Origin of the sequence: Streptomyces flaveolus, from assembly GCF_014648815.1 — a bacterium.
Lineage (GTDB): Bacteria > Actinomycetota > Actinomycetes > Streptomycetales > Streptomycetaceae > Streptomyces > Streptomyces flaveolus.
In genome coordinates, this window is sequence record NZ_BMRV01000022.1 from 16199 (window position 1) to 41689 (window position 25491).

Annotated in this window: 25 protein-coding genes and 2 riboswitches; of the genes, 14 read left to right on the forward strand and 11 right to left on the reverse strand. The window is 71.9% G+C overall.

The genetic code is table 11. The features are described from left to right. Positions 1-107 precede the first annotated feature (107 nt). On the reverse strand, positions 108-1508 hold the full coding sequence (locus tag IEZ05_RS33520) for a sulfatase family protein (RefSeq protein WP_189234081.1): 1401 nt from the start codon (positions 1506-1508) through the stop codon (positions 108-110). A gap of 59 nt (positions 1509-1567) precedes the next feature. Further along, the gene (locus tag IEZ05_RS37160) at positions 1568-1663 is read right to left on the reverse strand and encodes a putative leader peptide (protein WP_373298898.1); all 96 of its coding nucleotides are present in this window, start codon (positions 1661-1663) and stop codon (positions 1568-1570) included. Positions 1664-1866: 203 nt separating this feature from the next. On the opposite strand from IEZ05_RS37160, the gene IEZ05_RS33525 reads away from it, so the two are divergent. Continuing rightward, positions 1867-2682, forward strand: coding sequence for an alpha/beta fold hydrolase (locus tag IEZ05_RS33525; protein WP_189234082.1), 816 nt, complete (start codon positions 1867-1869; stop codon positions 2680-2682). Positions 2683-2715: 33 nt separating this feature from the next. Here IEZ05_RS33525 and glgX read toward each other — a convergent pair whose 3' ends face one another. After that, positions 2716-4974: a glycogen debranching protein GlgX gene (gene glgX / locus IEZ05_RS33530; protein WP_189234083.1), complete on the reverse strand. Its 2259-nt coding sequence runs from the start codon at positions 4972-4974 to the stop codon at positions 2716-2718. Positions 4975-5137: 163 nt separating this feature from the next. On the opposite strand from glgX, the gene IEZ05_RS33535 reads away from it, so the two are divergent. From IEZ05_RS33535 to IEZ05_RS33565, 7 genes are all read left to right on the forward strand, one after another. Further along, positions 5138-6376, forward strand: a complete 1239-nt coding sequence (locus IEZ05_RS33535; protein WP_189234084.1) for a L,D-transpeptidase — start codon at positions 5138-5140, stop codon at positions 6374-6376. A gap of 144 nt (positions 6377-6520) precedes the next feature. Further along, positions 6521-7780, forward strand: coding sequence for a L,D-transpeptidase (locus IEZ05_RS33540; RefSeq protein WP_373298899.1), 1260 nt, complete (start codon positions 6521-6523; stop codon positions 7778-7780). Positions 7781-8193: 413 nt separating this feature from the next. After that, positions 8194-8961, forward strand: a complete 768-nt coding sequence (locus IEZ05_RS33545) for an enoyl-CoA hydratase/isomerase family protein (RefSeq protein ID WP_189234086.1) — start codon at positions 8194-8196, stop codon at positions 8959-8961. 272 nt (positions 8962-9233) lie between these two features. Next, the gene (locus IEZ05_RS33550; protein ID WP_189234087.1) at positions 9234-9737 is read left to right on the forward strand and encodes an ATP-binding protein; all 504 of its coding nucleotides are present in this window, start codon (positions 9234-9236) and stop codon (positions 9735-9737) included. 109 nt (positions 9738-9846) lie between these two features. Then, positions 9847-10626 carry a polysaccharide deacetylase family protein gene (locus IEZ05_RS33555; RefSeq protein ID WP_189234088.1) on the forward strand — a complete coding sequence of 260 codons (780 nt, stop codon included), beginning with the start codon at positions 9847-9849 and terminating at the stop codon, positions 10624-10626. Next, positions 10626-11807 carry a YncE family protein gene (locus IEZ05_RS33560; RefSeq protein ID WP_189234089.1) on the forward strand — a complete coding sequence of 394 codons (1182 nt, stop codon included), beginning with the start codon at positions 10626-10628 and terminating at the stop codon, positions 11805-11807. Before IEZ05_RS33555 ends, IEZ05_RS33560 begins: the two co-directional genes overlap by 1 nt. A gap of 95 nt (positions 11808-11902) precedes the next feature. Then, positions 11903-12514, forward strand: coding sequence for an ADP-ribosyltransferase (locus IEZ05_RS33565; protein ID WP_189234090.1), 612 nt, complete (start codon positions 11903-11905; stop codon positions 12512-12514). Here the strand turns inward: IEZ05_RS33565 and IEZ05_RS33570 are convergent. Continuing rightward, the gene (locus IEZ05_RS33570) at positions 12468-13160 is read right to left on the reverse strand and encodes a GNAT family N-acetyltransferase (protein WP_189234091.1); all 693 of its coding nucleotides are present in this window, start codon (positions 13158-13160) and stop codon (positions 12468-12470) included. The genes IEZ05_RS33565 and IEZ05_RS33570 overlap by 47 nt on opposite strands. A 49-nt stretch (positions 13161-13209) precedes the next feature. Between IEZ05_RS33570 and IEZ05_RS33575 the strand changes: the two genes are divergently transcribed. The 3 genes from IEZ05_RS33575 (at position 13210) to IEZ05_RS33585 (ending at position 15277) form a co-directional block, all read left to right on the forward strand. Next, positions 13210-14124: a helix-turn-helix domain-containing protein gene (locus tag IEZ05_RS33575; protein ID WP_189234092.1), complete on the forward strand. Its 915-nt coding sequence runs from the start codon at positions 13210-13212 to the stop codon at positions 14122-14124. A 59-nt stretch (positions 14125-14183) separates the two neighbouring features. Further along, positions 14184-14396 (forward strand): EF-hand domain-containing protein, encoded by a 213-nt coding sequence (locus IEZ05_RS33580; RefSeq protein WP_189234093.1) that lies wholly within the window; start codon positions 14184-14186, stop codon positions 14394-14396. Between the two features lie 140 nt (positions 14397-14536). Then, a complete protein-coding gene (locus IEZ05_RS33585) occupies positions 14537-15277 on the forward strand; it encodes an NADPH-dependent F420 reductase (RefSeq protein WP_268255245.1) in 741 nt (246 codons plus the stop codon). Positions 15278-15284: 7 nt separating this feature from the next. Here the strand turns inward: IEZ05_RS33585 and IEZ05_RS33590 are convergent, their stop codons facing one another. From IEZ05_RS33590 to gcvT, 7 genes are all read right to left on the reverse strand, one after another. Next, the gene (locus IEZ05_RS33590; RefSeq protein WP_189234095.1) at positions 15285-15842 is read right to left on the reverse strand and encodes a glycoside hydrolase family 25 protein; all 558 of its coding nucleotides are present in this window, start codon (positions 15840-15842) and stop codon (positions 15285-15287) included. A 130-nt stretch (positions 15843-15972) separates the two neighbouring features. Next, complete coding sequence (locus IEZ05_RS33595) at positions 15973-17385, reverse strand: MFS transporter (protein WP_189234096.1); 1413 nt, start codon at positions 17383-17385, stop codon at positions 15973-15975. Positions 17386-17514: 129 nt separating this feature from the next. Continuing rightward, positions 17515-17910 (reverse strand): hypothetical protein, encoded by a 396-nt coding sequence (locus IEZ05_RS33600; RefSeq protein WP_189234097.1) that lies wholly within the window; start codon positions 17908-17910, stop codon positions 17515-17517. Positions 17911-18018: 108 nt separating this feature from the next. Next, positions 18019-19386: an L-serine ammonia-lyase gene (locus tag IEZ05_RS33605; protein ID WP_189234098.1), complete on the reverse strand. Its 1368-nt coding sequence runs from the start codon at positions 19384-19386 to the stop codon at positions 18019-18021. An 89-nt stretch (positions 19387-19475) separates the two neighbouring features. Beyond that, a complete protein-coding gene (gene glyA / locus IEZ05_RS33610; RefSeq protein ID WP_189234099.1) occupies positions 19476-20738 on the reverse strand; it encodes a serine hydroxymethyltransferase in 1263 nt (420 codons plus the stop codon). Positions 20739-20752: 14 nt separating this feature from the next. Then, on the reverse strand, positions 20753-21130 hold the full coding sequence (gene gcvH / locus IEZ05_RS33615; RefSeq protein WP_189234100.1) for a glycine cleavage system protein GcvH: 378 nt from the start codon (positions 21128-21130) through the stop codon (positions 20753-20755). A 113-nt stretch (positions 21131-21243) separates the two neighbouring features. Beyond that, positions 21244-22362: a glycine cleavage system aminomethyltransferase GcvT gene (gcvT, locus tag IEZ05_RS33620; protein WP_189234101.1), complete on the reverse strand. Its 1119-nt coding sequence runs from the start codon at positions 22360-22362 to the stop codon at positions 21244-21246. 43 nt (positions 22363-22405) lie between these two features. Next, positions 22406-22522, reverse strand: a riboswitch (glycine riboswitch). Next, positions 22523-22617, reverse strand: a riboswitch (glycine riboswitch). Between the two features lie 179 nt (positions 22618-22796). Between gcvT and IEZ05_RS33625 the strand changes: the two genes are divergently transcribed. From IEZ05_RS33625 to IEZ05_RS33635, 3 genes are all read left to right on the forward strand, one after another. After that, the gene (locus IEZ05_RS33625) at positions 22797-23462 is read left to right on the forward strand and encodes an AAA family ATPase (protein WP_189234102.1); all 666 of its coding nucleotides are present in this window, start codon (positions 22797-22799) and stop codon (positions 23460-23462) included. An 80-nt stretch (positions 23463-23542) separates the two neighbouring features. Further along, positions 23543-24343 (forward strand): enhanced serine sensitivity protein SseB, encoded by an 801-nt coding sequence (locus tag IEZ05_RS33630; RefSeq protein WP_189234103.1) that lies wholly within the window; start codon positions 23543-23545, stop codon positions 24341-24343. Between the two features lie 167 nt (positions 24344-24510). Next, positions 24511-25308 (forward strand): enhanced serine sensitivity protein SseB C-terminal domain-containing protein, encoded by a 798-nt coding sequence (locus IEZ05_RS33635; RefSeq protein ID WP_189234104.1) that lies wholly within the window; start codon positions 24511-24513, stop codon positions 25306-25308. Positions 25309-25491: the final 183 nt, after the last annotated feature.

Below are 25491 nucleotides of genomic sequence, written 5' to 3' on the forward strand. Positions count from 1 at the left end.
ACTGACAGTGCCCACCGAGTTTTCGTCGCACCCGGGGGTCGTACGGAGGCACCGGCCGCCGGCCGGTGCGCCGTCGAGCGCACCGGCCGACGTGCCGTACCCCCGCGTCAGCCCGCCGGGTACGGCAGCAGCGTGGCGTCCACCTTCTCCCAGGCCGACTTCAGCTCGGCCAGCAGCTCCGGCCGGTCGGCGGCGAGGTCGGCCTGCTCGCGGGCGTCGGCCGCCAGGTCGAACAGGTGGTTCCGGCCGTCCGCGTCGCGGTAGTACTTCCAGTGGCCGCGCCGCAGCGCCCGGTTGCCCCGCACCCGCCAGAACAGGTCGCGCTCGGGCGCCTTCTCGCCGCGCAGCAGGTAGCCGGCGAAGCTGTGCCCGTCGAGCGGGTACGCCGGGTCCGGCCGGGCGCCGCCCAGCTCCAGCAGGGTGGCCGTCCAGTCGGGCGAGTAGACGGGCTCGTGGCTGACCTGCCGGGCGTCGACGCCGGCCGGCCAGCGCAGGACGGTCGGCACCCGGATGCCGCCCTCCAGCAGTTCGGACTTGCCGCCGCTGAGCGGCCACTGGTAGGAGAAGCGCTCGCCGCCGTTGTCGCTGGCGAAGACGACGAGCGTGTTCTCCTCCTGGCCGGAGCGGCGCAGCGCGGCGAGCACCCGGCCGACCGAGGCGTCCAGGTTCTCGACCATCTCCCGGTACTTCTCCACCGAGCCGCCGTCGTTGTGCAGCAGCGCGCCCAGCACGTTCCCCGACCGGATCTCCGCCGCGATCTCCGCGCCCGTCTCCGCGTCGTCCTCGGTCAGCCACGGCCAGTGCGGGGTGGTGAAGTTGAGGTTGAGCAGCCACGGCTTGTCGTGGTCGCGGCCGACGTACTCGACGGCGCGCTCGGTGAGGACCGTGGTGTAGTACCGCAGGTCCTGGTAGGTGGCGTCGCCCTCGTACAGGTCGTAGTCGCCGAGCTGGCCCAGCTTGGAGAAGTACTCCAGGGCGCCGCCGAAGTTGCCGAAGAACTCGTCCCATCCCGACTTGGTGGGGCTGTAGTCCGGCAGCCAGCCGCAGTGCCACTTGCCGATCAGGGCGGTCGCGTAGCCGGCCTTCTTCAGCAGCGAGGCGAGGGTCGGGTGATTCGGGTCCAGGCCCTGGGTGCGATTGCCGATGGGTTCGGCGAGGCCGCCCTTCGTGCGGCCCGGATAGCGGCCCGTGTAGAGGCTGAACCGGGTCGGGGAGCAGGTCGCCGAGCCGGAGTAGGCGTCGGTGAACCGCACCCCCTGCGCGGCGAGCCGGTCCAGGTTCGGCGTCCGGATGTGCGGGGCGCCGTACGACGACAGGTCGGCCCACCCGAGGTCGTCGCCGAGGATGAACAGGATGTTCGGGCGTCTGCGCGGGCGGGCGGAGGCGGGGCGGGACCGGAACGGGCGTTCGGCGGGAGCGGCCGAGGCGGTGGCGGACGTACCGGCGACAGCCGTCACCGCCCCGCCGCCGACCAGGCCACCGAAGACACGACGGGATATCTCGGGCATGCGTGATCCAGGGGAGAGAAGAGAGGGAGAGAAAGAGGGAGAGGCGCGGAGGGCGCGGGTCAGCGACAGACGGCGCTGGACTGGCGGCACAGGTCGACATGGCGCCGCGCCACGAGCGCGGCGCACACGCACCGGAGAGCGGCGACGGTCCTCATGACCTGGGACGCTGTCAGCCGGGCCGGCCCCCGGTCAAGAAGATCGCCGACGCGTTCACGAAGCCGACAAGGAGCCGCAACACGCGGGCGCGGCCGCCGCCCACGCCGAGGTCCGCACCGCCATTACCCGGGAGGGAATGGTCCGCCCGGGCCGTCCGGCCGAGACTGGAGCCCGGTTCGAGACCATCACCGAGGGGGAGTCCATGTTCTTCGAGACCTTCGACGGCACCCGGCTGGCCTACGAGGACTACGGCCGGGGCGAGCCCCTGCTGTTCGTCGCCAGCTGGGCGCTGAACAGCGACATGTGGGAATACCAGATCCCCTTCTTCACCGAGCGGGGCTACCGCTGCGTCACCCTGGACCGGCGCGGCCACGGCCGTTCCGAGCGCCCCTCGACGGGCTACGACCTGGACGCCTCCGCCGACGACATCGCCGCGCTGCTCGACCACCTCGGCCTGCGGGACGTGACGATGGTCGGCCACTCGACGGGCGGCGCGGAGGTCGCCCGGTACCTGGCCCGGCACGGACAGGAACGCGTGTCCCGGGTGGCCTTCGTCGCCGCCGTGCTGCCGTTCCTCGAACTCACCGACGACAACCCGGAGGGGCTGCCCGAGGCCGTGCTCCAGGAGACGCTGCGGCAGTTCGCCACCGACCGGCCCAAGTGGTTCGCCGACCGGGCGCAGACCTGGTACGCCACCCACCTGGGCAACGACGTCTCCCCCGCACTGATCGACTGGACCCTGCGGCAGTGCATGTCGGCGTCCCCCTGGGCCACCTCGCAGCTCTTCGCGGCCACCTTCCACCACGACCACCGGCTCGCGCTGGCCGGGATCGACCTGCCCACGCTCGTCGTGCACGGCACCGCCGACGCCTCCGCGCCGATCGAGACCACCGGCCGGCGCACCGCCGCACTCGTGCCGGGCGCGGAGCTGCGCGAGTACCCGAACGCGGGGCACGGCCTGTTCGTCACCCACCGGGACCGGCTCAACGCCGACCTGCTGGAGTTCCTGAAGCACTGACCGGGCCGCGGCCGTGCCCCCGGGCGGACCGGCTCAGCCCGCCCTGAGCAGCAGTACCGTCCGGCCAGGCACCCTGATCGGGGCCCCCGCCGGGTACTCCTCGCCCGGCGCCCCCGACTGCTCCTCCCTGTCGGTGTCCACGACCACCTCGTACCGCTCCGCCCACGGCGCCGCCGGCAGCACGAAGTCCACCGGCCGGTCCCCGGCGTGCAGGACGGCCAGGAAACTGTCGTCGGTGATCGGCGCACCGCGCTCGTCCCGGCCGGGGATGTCCCGCCCGGACAGGTACATGCCGAGAGTGGCGGCGGGGGCGTACCAGTCGCCCTCCGTCATCTCCGTGCCCCGGGCGGTGAACCAGGCCAGGTCGCGCAGGCCGTCCGCGGAGTGGGCCCGGCCGGAGAAGAAGGCCCGGCGGCGCAGCACCGGGTGCCGGTGGCGCAGCGCGATCAGCCGGGAGGTCAGCTCGAACAGGGGCCGCCAGTCCGGGTCGTCCAGCAGGCTCCAGTCCACCCAGCTGATCTCGTTGTCCTGGCAGTAGGCGTTGTTGCTGCCGCGCTGGGTGCGCCCCATCTCGTCGCCCGCCACCAGCATCGGCACGCCGGTCGACAGCAGCAGCGTGGTCAGCAGGTTGCGCAACTGGCGCCGCCTGAGCGCGCGGACGCCCTCGTCGTCCGTCTCGCCCTCCGCGCCGCAGTTCCAGGACCGGTTGTCGTCCGCGCCGTCCCGGTTGCCCTCGCCGTTGGCCTCGTTGTGCTTGCGCTCGTACGACACCAGGTCGCGCAGCGTGAACCCGTCGTGCGCGGTGACGAAGTTGACCGACGCGTACGGCCGCCGCCCGCCCCAGGCGTACAGGTCGCTGGAGCCGGACAGGCGGTAGCCCATCTCCCGGACGTCCGGCAGGGCATGCCGCCAGAAGTCCCGCACGGCGCCCCGGTAGCGGTCGTTCCACTCCGTCCACAGCGGTGGGAAAGCGCCCACCTGGTAGCCGCCCGAGCCGACGTCCCACGGCTCGGCGATCAGCTTCACCCGGCGCAGCACCGGGTCCTGCGCGATCACCGCGAGGAACGGGGAGAGCATGTCGACGTCGTGCATCGAGCGGGCCAGCGCCGCCGCCAGGTCGAAACGGAAGCCGTCCACGCCCATCTCCGTCACCCAGTACCGCAGCGAGTCGGTGATCAGGCGCAGGACGTGCGGCTGGACGACGTGCAGGGTGTTGCCGCAGCCGGTGTAGTCGGCGTAGCGGCGGGCGTCGTGCTGGAGACGGTAGTAGCCGCGGTTGTCGATGCCCTTCAGGGACAGCATCGGGCCCAGCTCGCCGGCCTCCGCCGTGTGGTTGTAGACCACGTCGAGGATGACCTCGATGCCGGCCGCGTGCAGGGCGCGCACCATCCGCTTGAACTCGCCGACCTGCTGTCCCGTCGTGCCGGAGGCGGCGTAGGCGGCGTGCGGGGCGAAGTAGCCGATCGAGTTGTAGCCCCAGTAGTTCCTCAGGCCACGCTTCAGCAGATGGTCCTCGTGCGCGAACTGGTGCACCGGCAGCAGCTCGACGGCGGTCACGCCCAGCTTCACCAGGTGCTCTATCGCCGCCGGGTGCGCCAGGCCCGCGTACGTGCCGCGCAGCTCCTCGGGGATGCCGGGGTGCCGCTTGGTGAAACCGCGCACGTGCAGCTCGTAGATGACGGAGTCCGCCCACGGCGTCTTGGGCCTGCGGTCGTCCGACCAGTCGTCGTCGTCGTGGACGACGACGCCCTTGGGGACGTACGGCGCCGAGTCCCGGTTGTCGCGCACGGTGTCCGCCACGTGCTGCTCGGGCCAGTCGCGGACGTGCCCGTACACCTCGGGCGGCAGCCCGAACTCGCCGTCCACCGCGCGGGCGTACGGGTCGAGCAGCAGCTTCGCCGGGTTCCAGCGGGCGCCGGTCCACGGGTCCCAGCGGCCGTGCACCCGGTAGCCGTAGCGCTGCCCGGGCAGCACGCCCGGCACGAAGCCGTGCCAGATCTCGTGCGTCAGCTCGGTCAGCCGCACCCGCCGCTCCGCACCGCCGGGACCCCGCTCGTCGAACAGGCACAGCTCGACCGCCTCCGCCCCGCCCGCCCACAGCGCGAAGTTGGTCCCCGGCGCCTCGTCCGGACCCGCCCGGAAGCGGGCGCCCAGCGGCACCGGCGTGCCCGGCCAGGCCGGCACGGCGGGCGGCGGCGCGGCACGCCGCGCACCGTTCACCACGACGGCGGGGCGCCCGTCCTCGGCGGCCCGCTTCCCGGCCACCGCCTCCTGCTCGGCTGCGCTGGACACCTGTCAGCCTCCTGCGGCTCGTGGAACGACGTCGCAGTGACGGGAAAATGGGCGCACGGTGTCCCGACCGCTGCTCCCCGTCGCGTCGTCCTCCCCACTGTTCTGCCCACCCCGTGGCTCGCACTCACGTTTCCCCAGGGCCGGCCGGTCGTTACGGGTGGATGTGAGGCACGTACATGGGCGCGCGCGGCGCGCGGGGGCCGCGCTGGCCGCCGTAATGACATGGGCAGGACTGCTGGCCGGGGCCGCCGGATGCACCTCGGGCGGCAGCAGCATCGGCTCCGGCATCGGGGAGGTGTTCGGCAAGCCGCCCGCCCCCGAGGACGTCATCCGCGTCACCCCGGACGACGCGAGCAAGGGGGTGCGGCCGGATCGGGAACTGTCGGTGCGGGTGCCCGAGGGGCGCCTGGAGTCGGTGAAGGTCGTCAAGTCGCAGGACGCGCAGGAGACTCCGGTCCCCGGCCGGATCTCCGCCGACGGCCTCAGCTGGAAGCCCGCCGACGACCGGCTCGCGCTCGCCGCCAAGTACACCGTCGACGCCGTGGCCCTGGACGGCCACGGGCGCCGCTCCGCCCGGCACACCACCTTCACGACCTACGTCCCCGAGGAACGCTTCATCGCGTACACCGCCCCCGAGAACCGCTCGGTCGTCGGCACCGGCATGATCGTTTCGCTGGAGTTCAACCGCGAGATCACCGACCGCGCCGCCGTGGAACGCGCCGTCTCCGTGACCGCGAAGCCCGCCACCGAGGTCCGCCCCCACTGGTTCGGCAAGGACCGCCTCGACTTCCGGCCCAGGAACTACTGGAAGCCCGGCACGAAGGTCACCGTCGCCCTGAAGCTGAGGGACGTGGAGGGCGCGCCCGGCGTCTACGGGCTCCAGCACAAGGCGTTCTCCTTCACCGTCGGCCGCAGCCAGGTGTCGCTGGTCGACGCGGTCGAGCGGACCATGGAGGTGCGCCGGGACGGCACCCTGCTGGCCACCGTGCCGATCACCGCCGGGGCGCCGTCGACGCCCACCTACAACGGCAAGATGGTGGTCACCGAGATGCTCGACGTCACCCGCATGAACAGCCGCACGGTCGGCTTCGGCGGCGAGTACGACATCCCGGACGTCCCGCACGCCATCCGCCTGACCAGCTCCGGCACCTTCCTGCACGGCAACTACTGGGCGCCCGTCGACACCTTCGGCCGCGCCAACGTCAGCCACGGCTGCGTCGGCCTGCGCGACGTCAAGGGCGGCGGGTCCGACACCCCGGCGGGCTGGTTCTTCGACCGCAGCCTGATCGGCGACGTCGTCGAAGTCGTCCGCAGCAAGGACAAGAAGGTCGACCCCGACAACGGCCTCGGCGGGTGGAACATGAGCTGGAGGGCGTGGAAGGCGGGCAGCGCGGTCCGGTGACGCGGAGCCCCGCGGCGCCAACTCGGTACGGAACAGTGACAATTCCCTTGGCCGCAACGTCCCTGGCCTGCGGTTACGATGCGCCGATGCGCGAGTGTGCGCACTGGGGCGCGGGCCGGACCAGGCCCGGCGAGGGGAGACAAGGTGAACGTGCGTCCGATATCGGGGACGTCGTCGGCCGGCATCCGGGGGCGGAGCGGCAAGGGGACCGGCAGGAGGCTGCCCGCGCTGATGCTGGGCGTGCTGCTGGCGGTCAGCGCGTGCGGCGGAGGCGGTGCGGACTCGGGGTCCGGGGACGGCAAGGGCGGCAACGCCAAGGACGCCACCGCGGCACAGAGCAAGCAGTCCGAGGCGGTCGTCACCATCGCGCCGGCCAACGGGGCGAAGGCCGTCGACACCAGCGGCGCCCTCAAGGTCGGCGCCGCCAAGGGCAAGCTGACCGAGGTCGTGGTCAAGGACGCCGAGGGCCACCCGGTCGAGGGGAAGATATCCGGGGACGGCGCCACCTGGACGCCGTCCACCCACCTGGCCGCCTCCACCGCGTACACCGTGCACGCCGTCGCCCAGGACTCCGAGGGCCGCACCGCGGCGGAGGACTCCCGCTTCACCACGCTGACGCCGAAGAACACCTTCACCGGCACCTTCACTCCCGAGGACGGCTCGAAGGTCGGCGTCGGGATGCCGTTCTCGATCCGCTTCAGCCGGGGCATCACCCACCCCGAGGACGTCGAGAAGGCCATCCGCATCAAGACCGAGCCGGCCGTCGAGGTCCAGGGCCACTGGTTCGGCAACGACCGCCTGGACTTCCGCCCCGAGCAGTACTGGCAGGCCGGAACCAAGGTCACCGTCGACCTCGCGCTCGACGGCGTCGAGGGCCGCGAGGGCGTCTACGGCAAGCAGACCAAGACCGTCTCCTTCACCGTCGGCCGCAAGCAGGTCTCCGTCGTGGACGCCAAGAAGCTCACGATGCAGGTCGTGCGGGACGACAAGGTCCTCAAGACCGTCCCGGTCACCACGGGCGCCCCCGGGTACGAGACCTGGAACGGCAAGATGGTCATCACCGAGAAGCTCGAGGTGACCCGCATGAACGGCGAGACGGTCGGCTACGGCGGCGAGTACGACATCAAGGACGTCCCGCACGCCATGCGCCTGTCCACCTCGGGCACCTTCATCCACGGCAACTACTGGGGCGGCGACGCCTTCGGCAACCGCAACGCCAGCCACGGCTGCGTCGGCCTGCGCGACGTGCAGGGCGGCTGGGACGGCAAGACCCCGGCCGCCTGGTTCTTCGACAACTCCCTCATCGGCGACGTGGTGGTCGTCAAGAACTCGAACGACGAGACCATCGCCCCGGACAACGGCCTCAACGGCTGGAACATGTCCTGGGAGCAGTGGAAGGCCTGAGCCTCCCGGCGCGAGCCGCGTACGGCCCCGGTGCCCTCGATGCGAGGTACGGCACCGGGGCCGCAGCCGTTGCCCCCCGCGCTGTGCCCGTCCGGGGGGGGCAACCCCCGGGCCCCCGGCCGGGTGTGAGCGACGGCACCGACGCCAGCGGTTAACCCCCGCGCTGTGCCCGTCCGGGGGGCAACCCCCGGGCCCCCGGCCGAGTGTGAGCGACGGCACCGACGCCAGCGGTTAACCCCCGCGCTGTGCCCGTCCGGGGGCAACCCCCGGGCCCCCGGCCGAGTGTGAGCGACGGCACCGACGCCAGCGGTTAACCCCCGCGCTGTGCCCGTCCGGGGGCAACCCCCGGGCCCCCGGCCGGGTGTGAGCGACGGCACCGACGCCAGCGGTTAACCCCCGCTAACCTGCGGAGCATGACCGTACATCTCGAAGTCGCGGACGGCGTCGGCACGCTGCGCCTGGACCGCCCGCCCATGAACGCGCTGGACGTCGCCACGCAGGACCGGCTGAAGGAACTCGCCGAGGAGGCCACGCGGCGCGAGGACGTGCGCGCCGTCGTGATCTACGGCGGCGAGAAGGTGTTCGCGGCCGGCGCGGACATCAAGGAGATGCAGGTGATGGACCACGCGGCGATGATCCTGCGCGCCCGTGCCCTGCAGGACTCCTTCACCGCGGTGGCCCGCATCCCCAAGCCGGTCGTCGCCGCCGTGACGGGGTACGCGCTGGGCGGCGGCTGCGAACTCGCCCTCTGCGCCGACTTCCGCATCGCCGCGGACAACGCCAAGTTCGGCCAGCCCGAGATCCTGCTCGGCCTGATCCCGGGCGCGGGCGGCACCCAGCGCCTGTCCCGGCTGGTCGGCCCCTCCAAGGCCAAGGACCTGATCTTCACCGGCCGCCAGGTGAAGGCCGACGAGGCGCTGACGATCGGCCTGGCGGACCGCGTGGTGCCCGCCGCCGAGGTCTACGAGCAGGCGCACGCCTGGGCCGCCCGCCTCGCGAAGGGCCCCGCGATCGCGCTGCGCGCGGCGAAGGAGGCGATCGACACCGGTCTGGAGACGGACATCGAGACCGGCCTCGCCGTCGAACGGAACTGGTTCGCAGGCCTGTTCGCCACCGAGGACCGCGAGCGCGGCATGCGCAGCTTCGTGGAGGAGGGCCCCGGCAAGGCGAAGTTCGTCTGACACCGGCCCCTCCTTTGGCAATTGACGTGATGTCTGATCCGGGTCCCTCGATGGGGCGGTTTATGGCAGCCTTAACGCACCATTAAGCGCGCCTTGTCGAGGGAGTCCCCCGCTTGTCTCCGGCCGAGCAGTCCGCGCAGGTCAGCGACGCTGTTCGCGGTACCGAACTGCCCCTGGCACATGCCAGGCGCCTCCTGGGCGGCACCGGCTCTGCGCCGGCGCATTCACCGGGAACGGCTCCAGAGCCCGCCGGCGGCGGCCATGATGGGGGCATGGCGGGGCTGGAGGGTACGGAACAGCCGCGGGGAGCCGGACGTGCGACCGCGGCGCGCTGGTCGCCGGCGGTCGAGGACGAATACGCGCTCAAGGCGCTGGAACTGTTCGGCAATCCCACGGAGTGCGAGGTTCCGTTACCGTCGCGCCCCGAGTCCGCCGCCACCGCCCGCCGGCTGGCCCAGGTGGTGGCCCTGCGCCAGTGGAAGGTGTCCCCCAAGGTGACGGAGGACACCGTCCTGCTCGTCTCCGAACTGGTGGGCAACGCCGTACGCCACACCGGCGCCCGCGTCTTCGGCCTCCACATGCGCCGCCGCCCCGGCTGGATCCGCGTCGAGGTCCGCGACCCCTCCCGGGGGCTGCCCTGTCTGATGCCGGTCCAGGAGACGGACATCAGCGGACGCGGACTCTTCCTGGTCGACAAGCTGTCCGACCGCTGGGGGGTGGATCTGCTGCCGCGCGGCAAGACCACCTGGTTCGAGATGAGGGTGACGGACCGCTGAGCCCGCGCGGCGCCCGCTGACCCCGCACCGGCCGACCGGCCGCTCGCGGGACCGGCCACCGTTCGGGCGAATCACCCGCTTTCGGGCGCGACGCACCTTAAATGGTGCGGTGACCACGACCGACCGCCGAACCGCACTGGCCGCGTGCGCCGGACTCGTCGCCGCGGGAGCGCTGACCACCGGATGCGGCCCGAAGGGCGCCGTCGCCCACCCCGCCGCGCGCCCCTCCGGCTCCACGCCGGCCCCGCCCCGCACGCCCGCCGCCCCCGCGCCCCGTCGCTTCCCGGGCCACCCCGTCCAGATCGCCCACGGCCCCCGCGCCCGCGCCCGCGTCGCGCTCACCTTCCACGGCCAGGGCGACCCCGCCACCGCCCACGCGATCCTGACCGAGGCCGAACGGCACGGGGCCCGCGTCACCGTACTGGCCGTCGGCACCTGGCTGGACGCCCACCCGGAACTGGCCCGCCGCATCCTCGACGGCGGCCACGACCTCGGCAACCACACCCAGCGCCACCTGGACGTCAACGCCATGACCGAGGCGGAGGCATACGCCGAGATCACCGACTGCGCCCGGCGCCTGAAGCGCCTCACCGGCTCCATCGGCACCTGGTTCCGGCCCTCCCGCGCCGCCCGCGCCTCCCCGCTCGTCGAACGGCTGGCCGTCCGCGCCGGTTACCCGCACGTCCTCTCCTACGACGTCGACTCCCTCGACTTCACCTCACCCGGCGCCACCGCCGTCACCCGCACCGTGCTCGGCGCGGTCCGCGGCGGGTCCGTGGTGAGCCTCCATTTCGGCTACGCGGACACGGTCGCCGCGCTCCCTTCCCTGCTCGACGAACTCGACCACCGCGGACTGCACGCGGTGACCACCACGGAGCTGATCGGCTGATGCACGCCAGAACCCTCACCCGCACCCTGATCGCGGGCCTCGCCCTCGTCGCCCTCGCCGCCTGCGGCGACGGACAGCAGCAGTCCGGCGGGACGCACCCGAGCACCCGTGCCGCCAAGGCCACCCCCGCCGAGCGGAAGCCCGCCGTCGACGGCCTGCCCGGCATGCCGCCCGTCCTCGACCCGAAGGACGTCTACGCCGCCGACCGCCCGAACAAGCTCTCCCCGGTGGTCAAGGACTTCCCCTCCCGGATCTACGTCCCCAACACCGAGTCCGACACCGTCACGGTCATCGACCCGAAGACCCACGAGGTCGTCGACACCATCCCGGTCGGCCGCCAGCCCCAGCACGTGGTGCCGTCCTGGGACCTGAAGACCCTGTGGGTCAACAACAACCGCGGCAACACCCTCACCCCCATCGACCCGAGGACGGGCGAGGCAGGCGCACCGGTCGACGTCCACGACCCCTACAACCTCTACTTCACACCCGACGGCAAGTACGCGGTCGTCATGGCGTCCCTCGACCGGGAGCTGGTCTTCCGCGACCCGCACACCATGAAGGTGAAGAAGACGGTCCCCGTCACCTGCTACGGCGTCAACCACGCCGACTTCTCCCTCGACGGGCGCTACTTCATCGTCTCCTGCGAGTTCAGCGGCGAACTGCTCAAGGTCGACACCCGGAAGATGGAGGTCGTGGCCCAGCAGAGGCTCCCCTTCGACGGTGCCATGCCGCAGGACGTCAAGGTCTCGCCCGACGGCAAGAAGTTCTACATCGCCGACATGAAGGCCGACGGCATGTGGGTGCTCGACGGCGACGCGTTCACCACGCCCACCCTCCTGCCCACCGGCAAGGGCGCCCACGGTCTCTACGTCGGCCGCGACTCCCGCGAGATGTACGTCTCCAACCGGGGAGAAGGCACCGTCTCCGTCTTCGACTTCACCCGCGACGAGCTCACCAAGAAGTGGCGCCTGCCCGGCGGCGGCAGCCCCGACATGGGCGGTGTCTCCGCCGACGGCAAGGTCCTGTGGCTCTCCGGCCGCTACGACGCCGAGGTGTACGCCATCGACACCCGCACCGGCGAACAGCTCGCCCGCATCAAGGTCGGCAACGGCCCGCACGGCCTCGCCGTCTACCCGCAGCCCGGCCGCTACTCGCTCGGCCACACCGGCATCTTCCGCTGACCGCAAGGAGGGCACGCGGCAAGGGAGTTCGGTCAACACGCCACCATCGGGTGATGATCCGCGGGCCGTCGCCGCGGACCCGGGATCGTACGCGCATGATCACCACACGCCTGCGGCGCCGGGCCGCCGCTGCCGTCCTGTCCCTTTCCGCCGTCCTCGCCACCTCCGCCGCCGCCGTCCCCGGCGCGGCGGCCCCGGCGACGGCACCCGCGAAGGCCGCCCCCGCCTGCCCCCAGTTCGACGACAAGATCATGGCCGCCGCCGACCGTGACGTCGACGTCGCCCGCATCACGCCCCAGCCGGTCTGGCGCACCACCTGCGGCACCCTCTACCGCAGCGACAGCCGGGGCCCGCAGATCGTCTTCGAGGAGGGCTTCCACGCCAAGGACGTGCGCAACGGCCAGTACGACATCGAGAAGTACGTCCTGGTCAACCAGCCCTCGCCGTACGTGTCGACGACCTACGACCACGACCTGTACAAGACCTGGTACAAGTCCGGCTACAACTACTACATCGACGCGCCCGGCGGCATCGACGTCAACAAGACCATCGGCGACACCCACAAGTGGGCCGACCAGGTCGAGGTCGCCTTCCCGGGCGGCATCCAGCGGCAGTACGTCATCGGTGTCTGCCCGGTCGACAAGCAGACCAAGACCGAGATCATGAGCGAGTGCGAGAGCAACCCGCACTACAAGCCCTGGCACTGACCCCCCGCCCGCGGGGGAGGAGGAACAGCGTCTCCGACCCCACCGGCCGGTAACCCGCCGCCTGGAACGCCCGCAGACTGCGGGCGTTCCCCGGCGACACCTGGGCCCACACCGGCTCGCCCCCGGCCAGCTGCCGCGCCGCCGCCACCAGCCGCCGCCCCAGGCCCCGGTGCCGGGCGTCCTCCGCCACCTCCACCGCGACCTCCAGCCGCCCGGCGACCCCGCGGCCCAGCACGAGCACTCCGCCGTCCGCCGCCCACACCCGCACGTCGTCGCGCCGCCGCCGCGCGGAGACCACTCGCGGATGCCGGGGATCGGCGACCTCCGTCAGCGTGAGTTCCGGTCGTCCCGCGAGCGGTGCCCCGGTCAGCAGCACGTCGATCGTGTCGGTCGTCCGGCCGGTCCGCTCCATGAGGGCCGCCAGGAACCGCGCGTGCATCGTCGCGGCGAGCGGGTCGCACTCCAGGGAGCCCAGCGTCTCGCGCACCCACCCCTCGTCCTCGTCCGTGAAGACGACCGAGTGCCCCGTGAAGGCGATGACGCCCGCGTCCCGCGGACCGGGCTGCGCGACCACCGTCGTCCCGCCGTCCGGCGGCGGGAAGGCGCCCCGCGCCGCCGCGTCCAGGATCTCCCGCAGGCTCTCCATCACCGTGCCCCTTGAGTCTCCACCCACTGGAAGGTCCACACTCCCAGACATGACCGACGACGGCACCGGACTCATGACCATCGGTGAGCTGGCGCGGACCACCGGACTGACCGTGCGCACCATCCGCTACTGGTCCGACGAGGGCGCGCTGCCCCCGGTGACCCGCTCCGCCGGCGGCTACCGGCTCTACGACGCGGCCTCGACGGCCCGCCTGGAGCTGATCCGCACCCTGCGGGAACTGGGCCTCGGCCTGGACGACGTACGCCGGATCCTGTCCGGCGAGACGACGGTCGCGCAGGTCGCGGCGGCGCACGTGAGCGCGCTGGACGCGCAGATCGCGTCGCTCAAGGTGACCCGTGCGGTGCTGTCGACCGTGGCGCGACGCGGCTCGACCGCGGAGGAGACGACCCTGATGAACAAACTGGCGCGGCTGTCCGCCGCCGAACGCGGGCGGATCGTCGAAGACTTCATGACGGAACTGTTCGACGGGATCGACACGGCGGACCCCGACGTCCGCAGCCGGCTGCGGTTCACGGCGGCCACGCTGCCCGACGATCCGACGCCGGAGCAGGTGGACGCCTGGGTGGAACTGGCCGAACTGATCCAGGACCCCGGGTTCCGGGCGCTGATGCGCTCGATGGTGGAGTTCAACGCGGCCGACCGGGGGCCGGACGTCCCCGCGGGCACGTCCATGTGGTTCGTCAGCCGCCTCGTGCAGCTCGCGGGCGACGCGCTGCGCCGGGGCGTCGCCCCCGAGGCGCCCGAGGCCGGGGACGTCCTGCGTCCGCTGCTCGGCGACGCCGACGCCGCCGCCGTACGGGAACGCCTGACCGCGATGACGCACAGCCGGGTCGGCCGGTACCGGGAACTGTCGGCCGTCGTCAGCGGTCTCGGACCCCAGCCGACGTACGAGGAGGAGTTCGGGTGGGTGGTCGCCGCACTGGAGGCCCGGACGGGCAGCTAATCTGACCTGCGTCAGTGGCGTGCGACAGCACGACCGGAGCACGGATGAGGGGCTGATCGGTGGCGGACATCGAGGAAGCGCGCAAGCAGTTCGAGCGGATCGATACGGACGGTGACGGGTTCATCACCGCTGCCGAGTTCAAGACCGCGCTGGCCCAGGGCGGTGACTGGAACGTCACCGAGTCGGTGGCCGAGGCGATCATCGCCGGCCGAGACCTCAACGGCGACAAGCTGCTGTCGTTCGACGAGTTCTGGGCGCACCTCAACAAGTAGGCGATGCCCGAGGGGGGCGCCCGTCCGGCCGACCGGACGGGCGCCCCCCTCGTCATGCGCCGGGAGCCGGAGGAGACGCTCGCGCTGCTCCGGAGCGGTGAAGGACGGGCGGCGCCGGAATAGCCCGCCGCGGCCGGAGGTTGCTGCTGACCACCGGCGCGGCGAAACGCGCCGGACCCGCAGGACACGACCTCCGGAAGGCCAGGCGAGTCAGGACCATGAAGATCGGCATCATCGGCGCGGGCAACATCGGCGGCAACCTCACCAGGCGGCTGACCGCACTCGGGCACGACGTCTCCGTCGCCAACTCCCGCGGCCCGCACACGCTCACCGCGCTGGCCGAGGAGACCGGGGCGACCCCCGTACCGGTCGGGGAGGCGGCGCGCGGCGCGGAGATCGTGGTCGTCACGATCCCCCTCAAGGCGATCCCCGACCTGCCGTCCGGCGTCCTGGACGGGGCCGCCGACGACGTCGCGGTCATCGACACCGGCAACTACTACCCGCAGCAGCGCGACGGCCGGATCGCCGGCATCGAGGACGAGGGCCTCACCGAGAGCCGCTGGACCGAACGCCACCTCGGCCACCCGGTGATCAAGGCCTTCAACGGCACCTACGCCCAGGACATCCTGGACCGCCCGCGCCCGGCCGGCGACCCCGACCGCATGGCCCTCCCGGTGGCCGGCGACGACGAGGCGGCCAAGGCGAAGGTCCGGGCCCTGATCGACGAACTCGGCTTCGACACCGTGGACGCCGGCGGCATCGACGACTCCTGGCGCCAGCAGCCCGACACCCCGGTGTACGGCCTGCGCGCGGGCGTGGACGACGTCGCCAAGGCACTGGCGCAGGCGTCCCCGGAGCGCCCCGCGGACTTCCGGGGCTGACGGCCGCTCAGGCGCTCTGCGCCCACTGCTTCAGCGTGGCCTTGCTCGCGAAGTCCGCGACGTTCGTGTCGACCGGGTCGTCGGTGTACTGGTGGAAGCGCCACTTCGCCTGGATGCGCGGCTTGCCCGCCGTCACGTAGTCGGCGATCCAGAGGCCGTCGCCGGCGTACGAGGTGGTGTCGACGGTGAGCCAGAAATGGCGGTTGCAGTACAGGATCACCCGGTTGTCCGGTCGCAGTTCCCTCAGCTTCCGGATGAAGCGGTCCTTCTCGGCGTTGCTCGCGTGGGTGCCCTCGCCGGTCGACTCCCAGTCGACGGCGAGGATGTCGCCCTTCCTCTCCGGCGTCTTGGACAGGAAGTACTCGGCCTGGGCGGTGAGGTTGCCCGGCCACAGGAAGTGGTAGAAGCCGACGACGAGCCCGGCGTCGCGGGCCCGTTCCGTCTGGGCGGCGAGCTTGGGGTTGACGTACGAACGGCCCTCCGTCGCCTTGATGAAGACGAAGGACAGGCCGTCCGTGCCGTAGCTGGAGGACTGGTACGCGCTCACGTCGATGCCGCGCAGCATGAGGACTCCCTCGGATGCCGGTGGGGCTGAAGTGCCCTGGGGGCGGGAGCTGTAGTTATGCCCGGGATCGGCGACCCGTACGCCGGGCGCGAGGGCGCTCGGCGTACGGCGGTGGCGTGCGCCGGTCGGTTCAGGAGGCGGAGGAGGCGGCCGGGGCGCGGGTGCCGTCGTCGGCGGAGGCGGCCTCGTCGTCGTCCAGGGAGACGTCCTTGGTCTCCTTGCCGAGGAGCAGCGCGGTCAGCGTCAGCACGGCCATCGCGGACAGGTAGACGCCGACCAGCCACGGCGAGCCGTCACCGGCCTCCCACAGCGCCACCGCTATGAACGGCGCGACCGCCGCCCCGAGGATCGAACTGACGTTGTACGAGATGCCGGAACCGGTGTAGCGCACGCTCGTCGGGAACAGCTCGGGCAGCAGCGCGCCCATCGGACCGAACGTCATGCCCATCAGCGTGAAACCGAGCACGAGCCACAGCACCACGCCGAGGGTGCCCAGGTCGATCAGGGGCACCCAGACCAGACCGAAGACCACGATCGCGGCGGTGATCCAGATCAGGGTGGTGCGCCGTCCGTACTTGTCGGCGAGCGGTCCGGAGACCAGGGTGAACACGGCGAAGAACACCACACCGAAGATCATCATCAGGACGAACGTGGTGTAGCTGTACCCCAGACCGGGCACGGCGGCGTCCTCGGCAGTGCGCCCGTAGCTCAGCGAGAACGTGGTCATCAGGTAGAAGAGCACGTACGTGGCCAGCATGATGAAGGTGCCCAGGATCAGCTGCTTCCAGTGGCCCTGGACCACGGTGGCGAGCGGCAGCTTGCGCACCTTCCCCGTCTCCTGGGTCTTGGTGAACACCGCCGACTCCACCAGTCGCGACCGCACCCACAGCCCGATCGCGACCATCACGGCGGAGAACAGGAACGGGATGCGCCAGCCCCAGCTGGTGAAGGCCTCGGACGGCTGGGTGGGGTCGGTGCCGGCCGCGGACGGCAGCAGCGCGCCGATGATCAGGAACAGGCCGTTGCCGATGATGAAGCCGAGCGGGGCGCCCAGCTGCGGGAAGGTGCCGTACAGGGCCCGCTTGCCCTTGGGGGCGTTCTCGGTGGCGACCAGGGCGGCACCGCTCCACTCGCCGCCGAGCGCGAAGCCCTGGGCGAGCCGCATCAGCACGAGCAGCGCGGTGGCGACCCAGCCGGCCTGTGCGTAGGTGGGCAGCGCGCCGATGAGGAAGGTGGCGATGCCCATGGTGAGGAGCGAGACCACCAGCGTCTTCTTGCGGCCGAGCCGGTCACCGAGGTGCCCGAAGAAGACGGCCCCGATCGGGCGGGCGACCATCGCGGCACCGAAGACCGCGAAGGACGACAGCAGCGCCGTGGTCGGGTCGCTGTTCGGGAAGAAGAGCGACGGGAAGACCAGAACGGCGGCGGTCGCGTAGATGTAGAAGTCGTAGAACTCGATCGTCGTGCCGATGAGGCTGGCGATGAGAACACGGGAGCGCGGATTGACGGGTGCCCCGGCTGAACCGGCGGCGGATGCGGACATGGCTCGGTCTTTCACGCGTGGAACATGTGTGTGCCCTGAAACGATCTCAGGCGTCTTACCTGACGGAAAGTCGATGCCACCATGTGAGACACGCGAGCTCTCCGAGACGCCGAAGGGCCCGAGGCGGTGCTACAGGCCGGCGTGCCGCAGCAGAAGCGCCAGGTCGGCGTCCTTCACGCGGGTGACCCCTTGGGGGTGCCGGTTGGCCAGCATGTGCAGCGGAACGGGGTCGCGGTGCAGCCGGCGGGTCGCCGCCGGGCTGAGCGTCGCCCGGACACGCCACGGCTGCCGAGGATTCCCGGCCGCTTCGAACGGCTCGTCCTCGATCTCGGCCACCGCGGCGACCTCCCGCACCGGACTGGCGAAATAGACCCACAGGCGGTCGCCCGCGGCCATCCGCCGCCACCTGGACAGGCACCACTCCCGCCGAGGCTCGGTCTCGGCGAGTTCCAGCATGTGACTCTTGGCGGACGATCCACCGTCCGGGCCGGTGCTCGCGGGCTTGACGATGAACAGCCAGTCCACGCGTGAACCTCCGCTCGTACCGTGCCTCCCCGCGCCGGGTCCGGCGCGATCTCCTTTGTGCTGCCCCGTCCGGGAGCCGCCACACCGAGCCTCGGGAGGTCTCCCGGCTCAGCACTCGATGATGTTCACCGCCAGGCCGCCCCGGGCCGTCTCCTTGTACTTCACCGACATGTCGGCGCCCGTCTCCTTCATGGTCTTGATGACCTTGTCGAGGGACACCTTGTGCGAGCCGTCGCCGCGCATCGCCATCCGGGCCGCCGTGACCGCCTTCACCGCGGCCATGCCGTTGCGCTCGATGCAGGGGATCTGGACGAGGCCGCCGACGGGGTCGCAGGTGAGGCCGAGGTTGTGTTCCATGCCGATCTCGGCGGCGTTCTCCACCTGCTCCGGGGAGCCGCCCAGCACCTCGGCGAGCGCGCCCGCCGCCATCGAGCAGGCGGAGCCGACCTCGCCCTGGCAGCCGACCTCGGCGCCGGAGATGGAGGCGTTCTCCTTGAAGAGCATGCCGATCGCGCCGGCCGCCAGCAGGAAGCGGACCACTCCCTCCTCGTCGGCGCCGGGGACGAAGTTCATGTAGTAGTGCAGGACCGCCGGGATGATCCCCGCCGCGCCGTTCGTCGGCGCCGTGACGACCCGGCCGCCGGCCGCGTTCTCCTCGTTCACGGCCATCGCGTAGAGCGTGATCCACTCCATGGCCAGGGCCTGCGGGTCGCCCTCGGAGCGCAGCTTGCGCGCGGTGTTCGCGGCGCGGCGGCGGACCTTCAGGCCGCCCGGCAGGATGCCCTCGCGGGACATGCCGCGGGCCACGCACGCCTGCATCACGCGCCAGATCTCCAGCAGGCCCTCGCGGATCTCGTCCTCGTCGCGCCAGGCCCGCTCGTTCTCCAGCATCAGCGCGGAGATCGACAGACCCGTCTCCTCGGTCAGGCGCAGCAGCTCGTCGCCGGTGCGGAAGGGGTACTTCAGCACGGTGTCGTCGAGCTTGATGCGGTCGGCGCCCACCGCGTCCTCGTCCACGACGAAACCGCCGCCGACCGAGTAGTACGTCTTCGAGAGCACCTCCGTGCCCGCCGCGTCGTACGCCCACAGCGTCATGCCGTTGGCGTGGTACGGGAGGGTCTCGCGGCGGTGCAGGACCATGTCGTCGTCGTAGGAGAAGGCGATCTCGCGCTCGCCGAGGAGCCGGATGCGGCCCGAGGTCCTGATCGTCTCGACGCGGTCGTCCGCCGTCTCCACGTCCACCGTGCGCGGCGACTCGCCCTCCAGGCCGAGCAGCACCGCCTTGGGCGTGCCGTGGCCGTGGCCGGTGGCGCCGAGCGAGCCGTACAGCTCGGCCCGGACCGAGGCCACCGAGCCCAGCAGTTCCTCGTTGCGCAGGCGCCGGGCGAACATGCGCGCCGCGCGCATCGGGCCGACCGTGTGCGAGCTCGACGGGCCGATGCCGATCGAGAACAGGTCGAAGACCGAGATGGCCACGGGAACTCCTCAGAACGGGGGTGATGCGGAGAGGGTGGGGCGCCGTGCTCGCTCGTGGCCTGCGCGGCGCCCCTGGGTGATGCTGTTGGTTACTTGTCCAGACCCGGGTACAGCGGGTGCTTGTCCGCCAGGGCCTTCACCCGGGCCTTCAGCGCCTTCGCGTCGTAGGACGGCTTGAGCGCCTCGGCGATCACGTCCGCGACCTCGGCGAAGTCCTCGGCCGTGAAGCCGCGGGTCGCCAGGGCCGGCGTACCGATGCGCAGACCGGACGTCACCATCGGCGGGCGCGGGTCGTTCGGCACGGCGTTGCGGTTGACCGTGATGCCGACCTCGTGGAGACGGTCCTCGGCCTGCTGGCCGTCCAGCTCCGAGTCGCGCAGGTCGACCAGGACCAGGTGGACGTCCGTGCCGCCGGTCAGGACGGACACGCCCGCCGCCTTCGCGTCGTCCTTCACCAGGCGCCCGGCCAGGATCCGGGCGCCTTCCAGCGTACGACGCTGGCGCTCCTTGAAGTCCTCGCTCGCCGCGACCTTGAAGGCGACGGCCTTGGCGGCCACCACGTGCTCCAGCGGGCCACCCTGCTGACCGGGGAAGACGGCGGAGTTGATCTTCTTGGCCAGTTCGGCCGTGGAGAGGATCACACCGCCGCGCGGACCGCCCAGCGTCTTGTGGGTCGTGGTGGTCACCACGTGGGCGTGCGGGACCGGGTTCGGGTGCAGGCCCGCCGCGACCAGACCGGCGAAGTGCGCCATGTCGACCATCAGGTACGCGCCGACCTCGTCCGCGATCCGGCGGAACTCGGCGAAGTCGAGCTGCCGCGGGTAGGCCGACCAGCCCGCCACGATCAGCTTCGGCTGGTTCTCCTTGGCGAGGCGCTCCACCTCGGCCATGTCGACCTGGCCGTCGTCGCCGACGTGGTAGGCGACGACGTTGTAGAGCTTGCCGGAGAAGTTGATCTTCATGCCGTGGGTCAGGTGCCCACCGTGGGCGAGGTTCAGACCCATGATCGTGTCGCCCGGCTTGAGCAGCGCGAACATCGCCGCCGCGTTGGCCTGGGCGCCCGAGTGCGGCTGCACGTTGGCGTGCTCGGCGCCGAAGAGGTCCTTGACCCGGTCGATGGCGATCTGCTCGACCACGTCGACGTGCTCGCAGCCGCCGTAGTAGCGGCGGCCCGGGTAGCCCTCGGCGTACTTGTTGGTGAGGACCGAGCCCTGGGCCTCCATGACCGCGACGGGCGCGAAGTTCTCGGAGGCGATCATTTCGAGAGTGGACTGCTGGCGGTGCAGCTCGGCGTCGACGGCGGCGGCGACGTCGGGGTCGAGCTCGTGCAGGGGGGTGTTCAGAAGCGACATGCGTCCGTGTCTCCTCAGGCGCCGGCGAATTCGGTGTACTCGTCGGCGGAGAGCAGGTCGCCCGGCTCCTCGCTGACCCGCACCTTGAACAGCCAGCCGCCCTCGAAGGGCGCGGTGTTCACCAGCGACGGGTCGCTGACGACGTCCTCGTTGACGTCGGTGACCTCGCCGGAGACGGGGGAGTACAGGTCGGAGACCGACTTGGTCGACTCCAGTTCGCCGCAGGTCTCGCCCGCGGACACGGTGGCGCCGACCTCGGGGAGCTGGACGAAGACGACGTCACCGAGCGCGTTGGCCGCGTGCTCCGTGATGCCGACCGTCGAGACGCCGTCCTCGGCGCCCGACAGCCACTCGTGCTCCTTGCTGTAGCGCAGCTGCTGGGGGTTGCTCATGGCCTGAATTCTCCTGTACGCGGGGGAGTGGTGATGACGGGGGGACTACGAAACTGCTGCTGAGAAGCGCCGGACGCGTACGGGGGCGCCGAAGCGCCCCGCACGCCCAGTGTCTACTTCTGGCGCTTGTAGAAGGGCAGCGCCACGACCTCGTACGGCTCGTGGGTGCCCCGGATGTCCACGCCGACCCCGGCGGTGCCGGGAGCCGCGTGCGCCGCGTCGACGTACGCCATGGCGATCGGCTTGCCCAGCGTCGGGGACGGGGCGCCGGAGGTGACCTCGCCGACCACCTCGCCGCCGGCGACGACCTGGTACCCGGCGCGCGGGACCCGGCGGCCCTCGGCGACCAGGCCGACCAGGACGCGGGGCGGGTTCGCCTCGGCCCGGGAAGCGGCCTCCTGGAGGGCGGCCCGGCCCACGAAGTCGCCCTCCTTCTCGAACTTCACCACCCGGCCGAGCCCGGCGTCGAAGGGCGTCAGCGACGTCGTCAGCTCGTGCCCGTACAGCGGCATGCCCGCCTCCAGGCGGAGCGTGTCCCGGCAGGACAGACCGCACGGGACCAGCCCGGCGCCCTCGCCCGCCTTGGTCAGCGCCTGCCACAGCTCCACGGCGTGCTCCGGCTTCACGAACAGCTCGAAGCCGTCCTCGCCGGTGTACCCGGTGCGCGCGATGAGCGCGGGGACGCCGGCGACGGTGCCGGGCAGGCCCGCGTAGTACTTCAGGCCGTCCAGGTCGGCGTCGGTGAGCGACGCGAGGATGCCGGGGGACTCCGGGCCCTGCACGGCCAGCAGCGCGTAGGCGTCGCGGTCGTCGCGGACCTCGGCGTCGAACCCGGCGGCCCGCTCGGTGAGCGCGTCCAGCACGACCTGCGCGTTGGAGGCGTTGGCGACGACCATGTACTCGGTCTCGCCCAGGCGGTAGACGATCAGGTCGTCCAGGATGCCGCCGTCCTCGCGGCAGATCATGGTGTAGCGGGCGCGGCCCGGCTTCACGCTGCCGATGTTCCCGACCAGCGCGAAGTCCAGCAGGCCGGCGGCCTGGGGGCCGGTGACGGTGATCTCGCCCATGTGGGAGAGGTCGAAGAGCCCGGCCCGGGTGCGCACCGCGACGTGCTCGTCGCGCTCGGAGCCGTAGCGCAGGGGCATGTCCCAGCCGGCGAAGTCGGTCATCGTCGCGCCCAGCGCGCGATGCGTGGCATCCAGCGCGGTACGGCGGAGTTCGGTACTGCTCATCGGTCGTTCGTCTCCCAGGGCACAACAGGACGGGCGAGGGCGGTCCTCCCCATCTGTCATCGGAACCTGAGAGGTTCGCCATGACCACCGGAGTACGGCGGTCAGGACTTGCACCTTGGGTGGGGCAGCCGTCGAGCGGCGGCCCGCTTTTCAGATGTGCCTCGCCCGCGCGGTAACGGGGCCTGAGAGATTCAAGGGAGGGACTTGCTCCTTCGGCGCCCCGGCGATGGCCGGGGACTCTCCCGCGCGGATTCAAACGGCCGGTATGCAGTTGGCGCCGCCATCATTGCACGCCGGGCCTGTTCGTGGCAGACCGTGATCTGTAACCGGCTTGTGGCAGTAAGCGCACGAAAACGCGAGACCGCCGCATTACCTTCTCTTTACACTCGACGGGGACGGGAACTCGTGAACCGCCCCAGGGGAGGACGATCACGGTGAACAGGACCACGGCTTACGCAACGACCTCGGGCATCGCGCTGCCGAAGCGGCCCGCCCCGGCCGAGGGGACGTGTGCCGACATGCCCGCACCCGTCGTCCGCGATCTGCGCGACCGCGACGGCCGCAGCCCGCACGCCCTGCTCTTCGGGCCCCGCGACGTCGTGGTGATCACCGGCCTGCCCGGCAGCGGCAAGTCCACCCTGATGCGGCGCACGGTGCGCGGCCTGCGCATCGACTCCCAGGACACCCGCGACCGCTGGGACCGCCGCATGCCGCGCCTCCTCCCGTACGCCCTCTACCGGCCCCTGGTCCGCCTCGCCCACTACGCCGGGCTGCGCCGCGCCCTGCGCTCCGGCGAGGGCGTCGTCGTGCACGACTGCGGCACCCAGGCCTGGGTGCGCGGCTGGCTCGCCCGTGAGGCCCGCCGCCGCGGCGGCACCCTGCACCTGCTGCTCCTCGACGTCGGCGCCGACGACGCGCTGGCCGGCCAGCGCGAGCGCGGCCGGGGCGTCTCCCGGTACGCATTCCTGCGGCACCGCGCGGCGACCGACCGCCTGCTCGCCTCCGTGACCGAGGGCACCCTGCCCGCCGGCTGCGCCTCGGCGGTCCTCCTCGACCGGGCGTCGGCGGACACACTGCACCGGATCGCCTTCACGGGCTGAGGTGACGGACCGTGTGCCGGTGGGGCCGAACGGGTTAGCCTTTTCAGCCACAGCAGCGGTACCAGGCAGGCGGTAGGCAGATGGACTTCCCAGCAGGCTTCGCGGACCTCTCACCGGAGTTCCCGGCGCAGGCGCATCCCCACCCGCACGGTGGATGGCCCGGCAACGAGCTGGAGGAGGTGCTGTCCGCCTCCCTCGGCGTGCCGGGTGCCGGCGGCCGGATCGTGGAGGTGCTCGGCCGCAGCCTCGTCTGGGTCCCGCTGCCCAACGGCGGCGGCCCGGACACCGGACCCCTCGACCTGCCCACGGTGGAGATCGGCGGCCAGGCCCACGTGCCGGTGTTCAGTTCCGAGGAGCAGCTCCGCCGGGTCGCCGGCCCCCACATGGGGTACACCATCGCCCCGGCCGCCGAGTTCGCCCGCGGCCTGCCCCCGCAGGTCGGCATCGCCGTGAACCCGGACGGCGTGGTCGGCGTCCCGCTGCCGCCGGCCGCCGTGGCCGAGCTGTGCCGGGCCGGGCGCACCCCGCTGGACGGTCCCGCGTCCGGCGGCCGGGTCCGCCTCTTCGAACCCGACTGGCAGGACGACCCGGTGGACTTCCTGGCCGCGGCCTCCGCCGAGTTCGCCGCCATCGGCGTCGTCCGCACCGCCCGCCGTTGCCTGGCCGCCGTCGAGACCGCCGACCCGATGATGTTCGTCGGCGTGGAACTGACCCACTGGGAGGGCGACGCCCGCGCCCTCCCCCTCGACGCCCTCGGCCGCGCCCTCGGCGCGGCCCCGGTCAAGTGGCCGGTCAACCTGGTCCTCCTGGAAGCAGCCCAGGACCCGGTCTGCGACTGGATGCGGGCCCATGTACGCCCGTTCTACGACCGAGACGTGTGAACGCCGGCAGGCAAGCGCCCCGAACGGGCGCGGGGAACGGCGCGACAAGCCGCACTCGGCCGGCGAAGGCAAGACGGCATTGGCCCCGAGCTCTGAAGCCACTGCGACCGGCGGAGCCCTAAGCTGGGTTCACAAACAGGGGACGATTCTCGAAGGGTCGGTAAAAGGTGAGCGCGAGCGGTACTGCCGCGACCGGGCAGGTCGAGCACATGCTGCGCCAGGTGACGCCCGGACGCTACGACGCCTACGAGGCCCTGCTGCGCGCCCTCGCCGCCCCCGCCACCGGCCAGGTCTGGATGCTGCTGTGGCACGGCCAGGCCGGCTCCCCGGACGCCCAGTACGGGAGCATGGAGGTCGGCGGCTGCGCCTACGCGCCCTGCGTCACCTCCGCCCAGGAGCTCTCCGCCAGCGGCTGGAACCGGTCGTACGAGGTGGTCGACGGTCTGGAAGTGGCCCGCGCCCTCTACCCGGACCACTACGGCCTCTGGCTCAATCCGCACGCCCCCGGCGGCGGCGTCGGCATCCCCTGGCTCGACCTGCGCCGCATCGCCTCCGGTCTGGACCGCCAGCCCGCCGGGCCCCTGCGCCTGTCCGAACCGGCCATCGAGATCCCGCAGTTCTACGCCCTGCTCGCGCAGAACGCCCACCGCACCCCGGCGGTCCGCGCGTTGCGCCGCGCCTGGGTGCAGCCGTCGCTCGGCGCCCCCTACCTCGCCATCGGCCTGGACGTGTACGACACGTCGCCGCCGGCCGTGGACGCGGTGCGCGCGATGATGCAGCAGTCCGTCGGCGCGGTGCCAGAGGGACTGCCGGTGTCGACGGTGGCGATGACCGACGCCCACGACCCGGTCGCGATGTGGCTGCGTGCCCACGCCCGCCCCTTCTACGACCGCGAGGCCCACGCGGCCCCCGCCCAGGCGCCCGCCGCCGGGTACGGCTACCCTCCGGCCCGCGGGAGCTTCTGACGGTGTGTGGGGTCGGGTCGCCCGTACCGGCGACGCTCCGTGATCTTCACGTCACACACACATTTCTTCGCGCGTAGACGACGACAGAAGGTCGCGAAGGTCGGCGATTTCGCCGTTGTGTCCCAACTGTCCTTCGTCCGAAGGCCGTTACCCACTGTTCGGATAACGGAATCCCCAGCAATG

What these genes read in the sequence shown, in the direction of transcription:
- IEZ05_RS33570 (WP_189234091.1), bottom strand. Translation starts at nt 13,160, where the DNA reads ATGGAGAGCCTGCGGGAGATCCTGGACGCGGCGGCGCGGGGCGCCTTC.
- gcvH (WP_189234100.1), bottom strand. Translation starts at nt 21,130, where the DNA reads ATGAGCAACCCCCAGCAGCTGCGCTACAGCAAGGAGCACGAGTGGCTG.
- IEZ05_RS33520 (WP_189234081.1), bottom strand. Translation starts at nt 1,508, where the DNA reads ATGCCCGAGATATCCCGTCGTGTCTTCGGTGGCCTGGTCGGCGGCGGG.
- IEZ05_RS33595 (WP_189234096.1), bottom strand. Translation starts at nt 17,385, where the DNA reads ATGTCCGCATCCGCCGCCGGTTCAGCCGGGGCACCCGTCAATCCGCGC.
- IEZ05_RS37160 (WP_373298898.1), bottom strand. Translation starts at nt 1,663, where the DNA reads ATGAGGACCGTCGCCGCTCTCCGGTGCGTGTGCGCCGCGCTCGTGGCG.
- IEZ05_RS33550 (WP_189234087.1), top strand. Translation starts at nt 9,234, where the DNA reads ATGGCGGGGCTGGAGGGTACGGAACAGCCGCGGGGAGCCGGACGTGCG.
- IEZ05_RS33590 (WP_189234095.1), bottom strand. Translation starts at nt 15,842, where the DNA reads ATGCTGCGCGGCATCGACGTGAGCGCGTACCAGTCCTCCAGCTACGGC.
- IEZ05_RS33630 (WP_189234103.1), top strand. Translation starts at nt 23,543, where the DNA reads ATGGACTTCCCAGCAGGCTTCGCGGACCTCTCACCGGAGTTCCCGGCG.
- IEZ05_RS33545 (WP_189234086.1), top strand. Translation starts at nt 8,194, where the DNA reads ATGACCGTACATCTCGAAGTCGCGGACGGCGTCGGCACGCTGCGCCTG.
- glyA (WP_189234099.1), bottom strand. Translation starts at nt 20,738, where the DNA reads ATGTCGCTTCTGAACACCCCCCTGCACGAGCTCGACCCCGACGTCGCC.
- gcvT (WP_189234101.1), bottom strand. Translation starts at nt 22,362, where the DNA reads ATGAGCAGTACCGAACTCCGCCGTACCGCGCTGGATGCCACGCATCGC.
- IEZ05_RS33575 (WP_189234092.1), top strand. Translation starts at nt 13,210, where the DNA reads ATGACCGACGACGGCACCGGACTCATGACCATCGGTGAGCTGGCGCGG.
- IEZ05_RS33525 (WP_189234082.1), top strand. Translation starts at nt 1,867, where the DNA reads ATGTTCTTCGAGACCTTCGACGGCACCCGGCTGGCCTACGAGGACTAC.
- IEZ05_RS33565 (WP_189234090.1), top strand. Translation starts at nt 11,903, where the DNA reads ATGATCACCACACGCCTGCGGCGCCGGGCCGCCGCTGCCGTCCTGTCC.
- IEZ05_RS33560 (WP_189234089.1), top strand. Translation starts at nt 10,626, where the DNA reads ATGCACGCCAGAACCCTCACCCGCACCCTGATCGCGGGCCTCGCCCTC.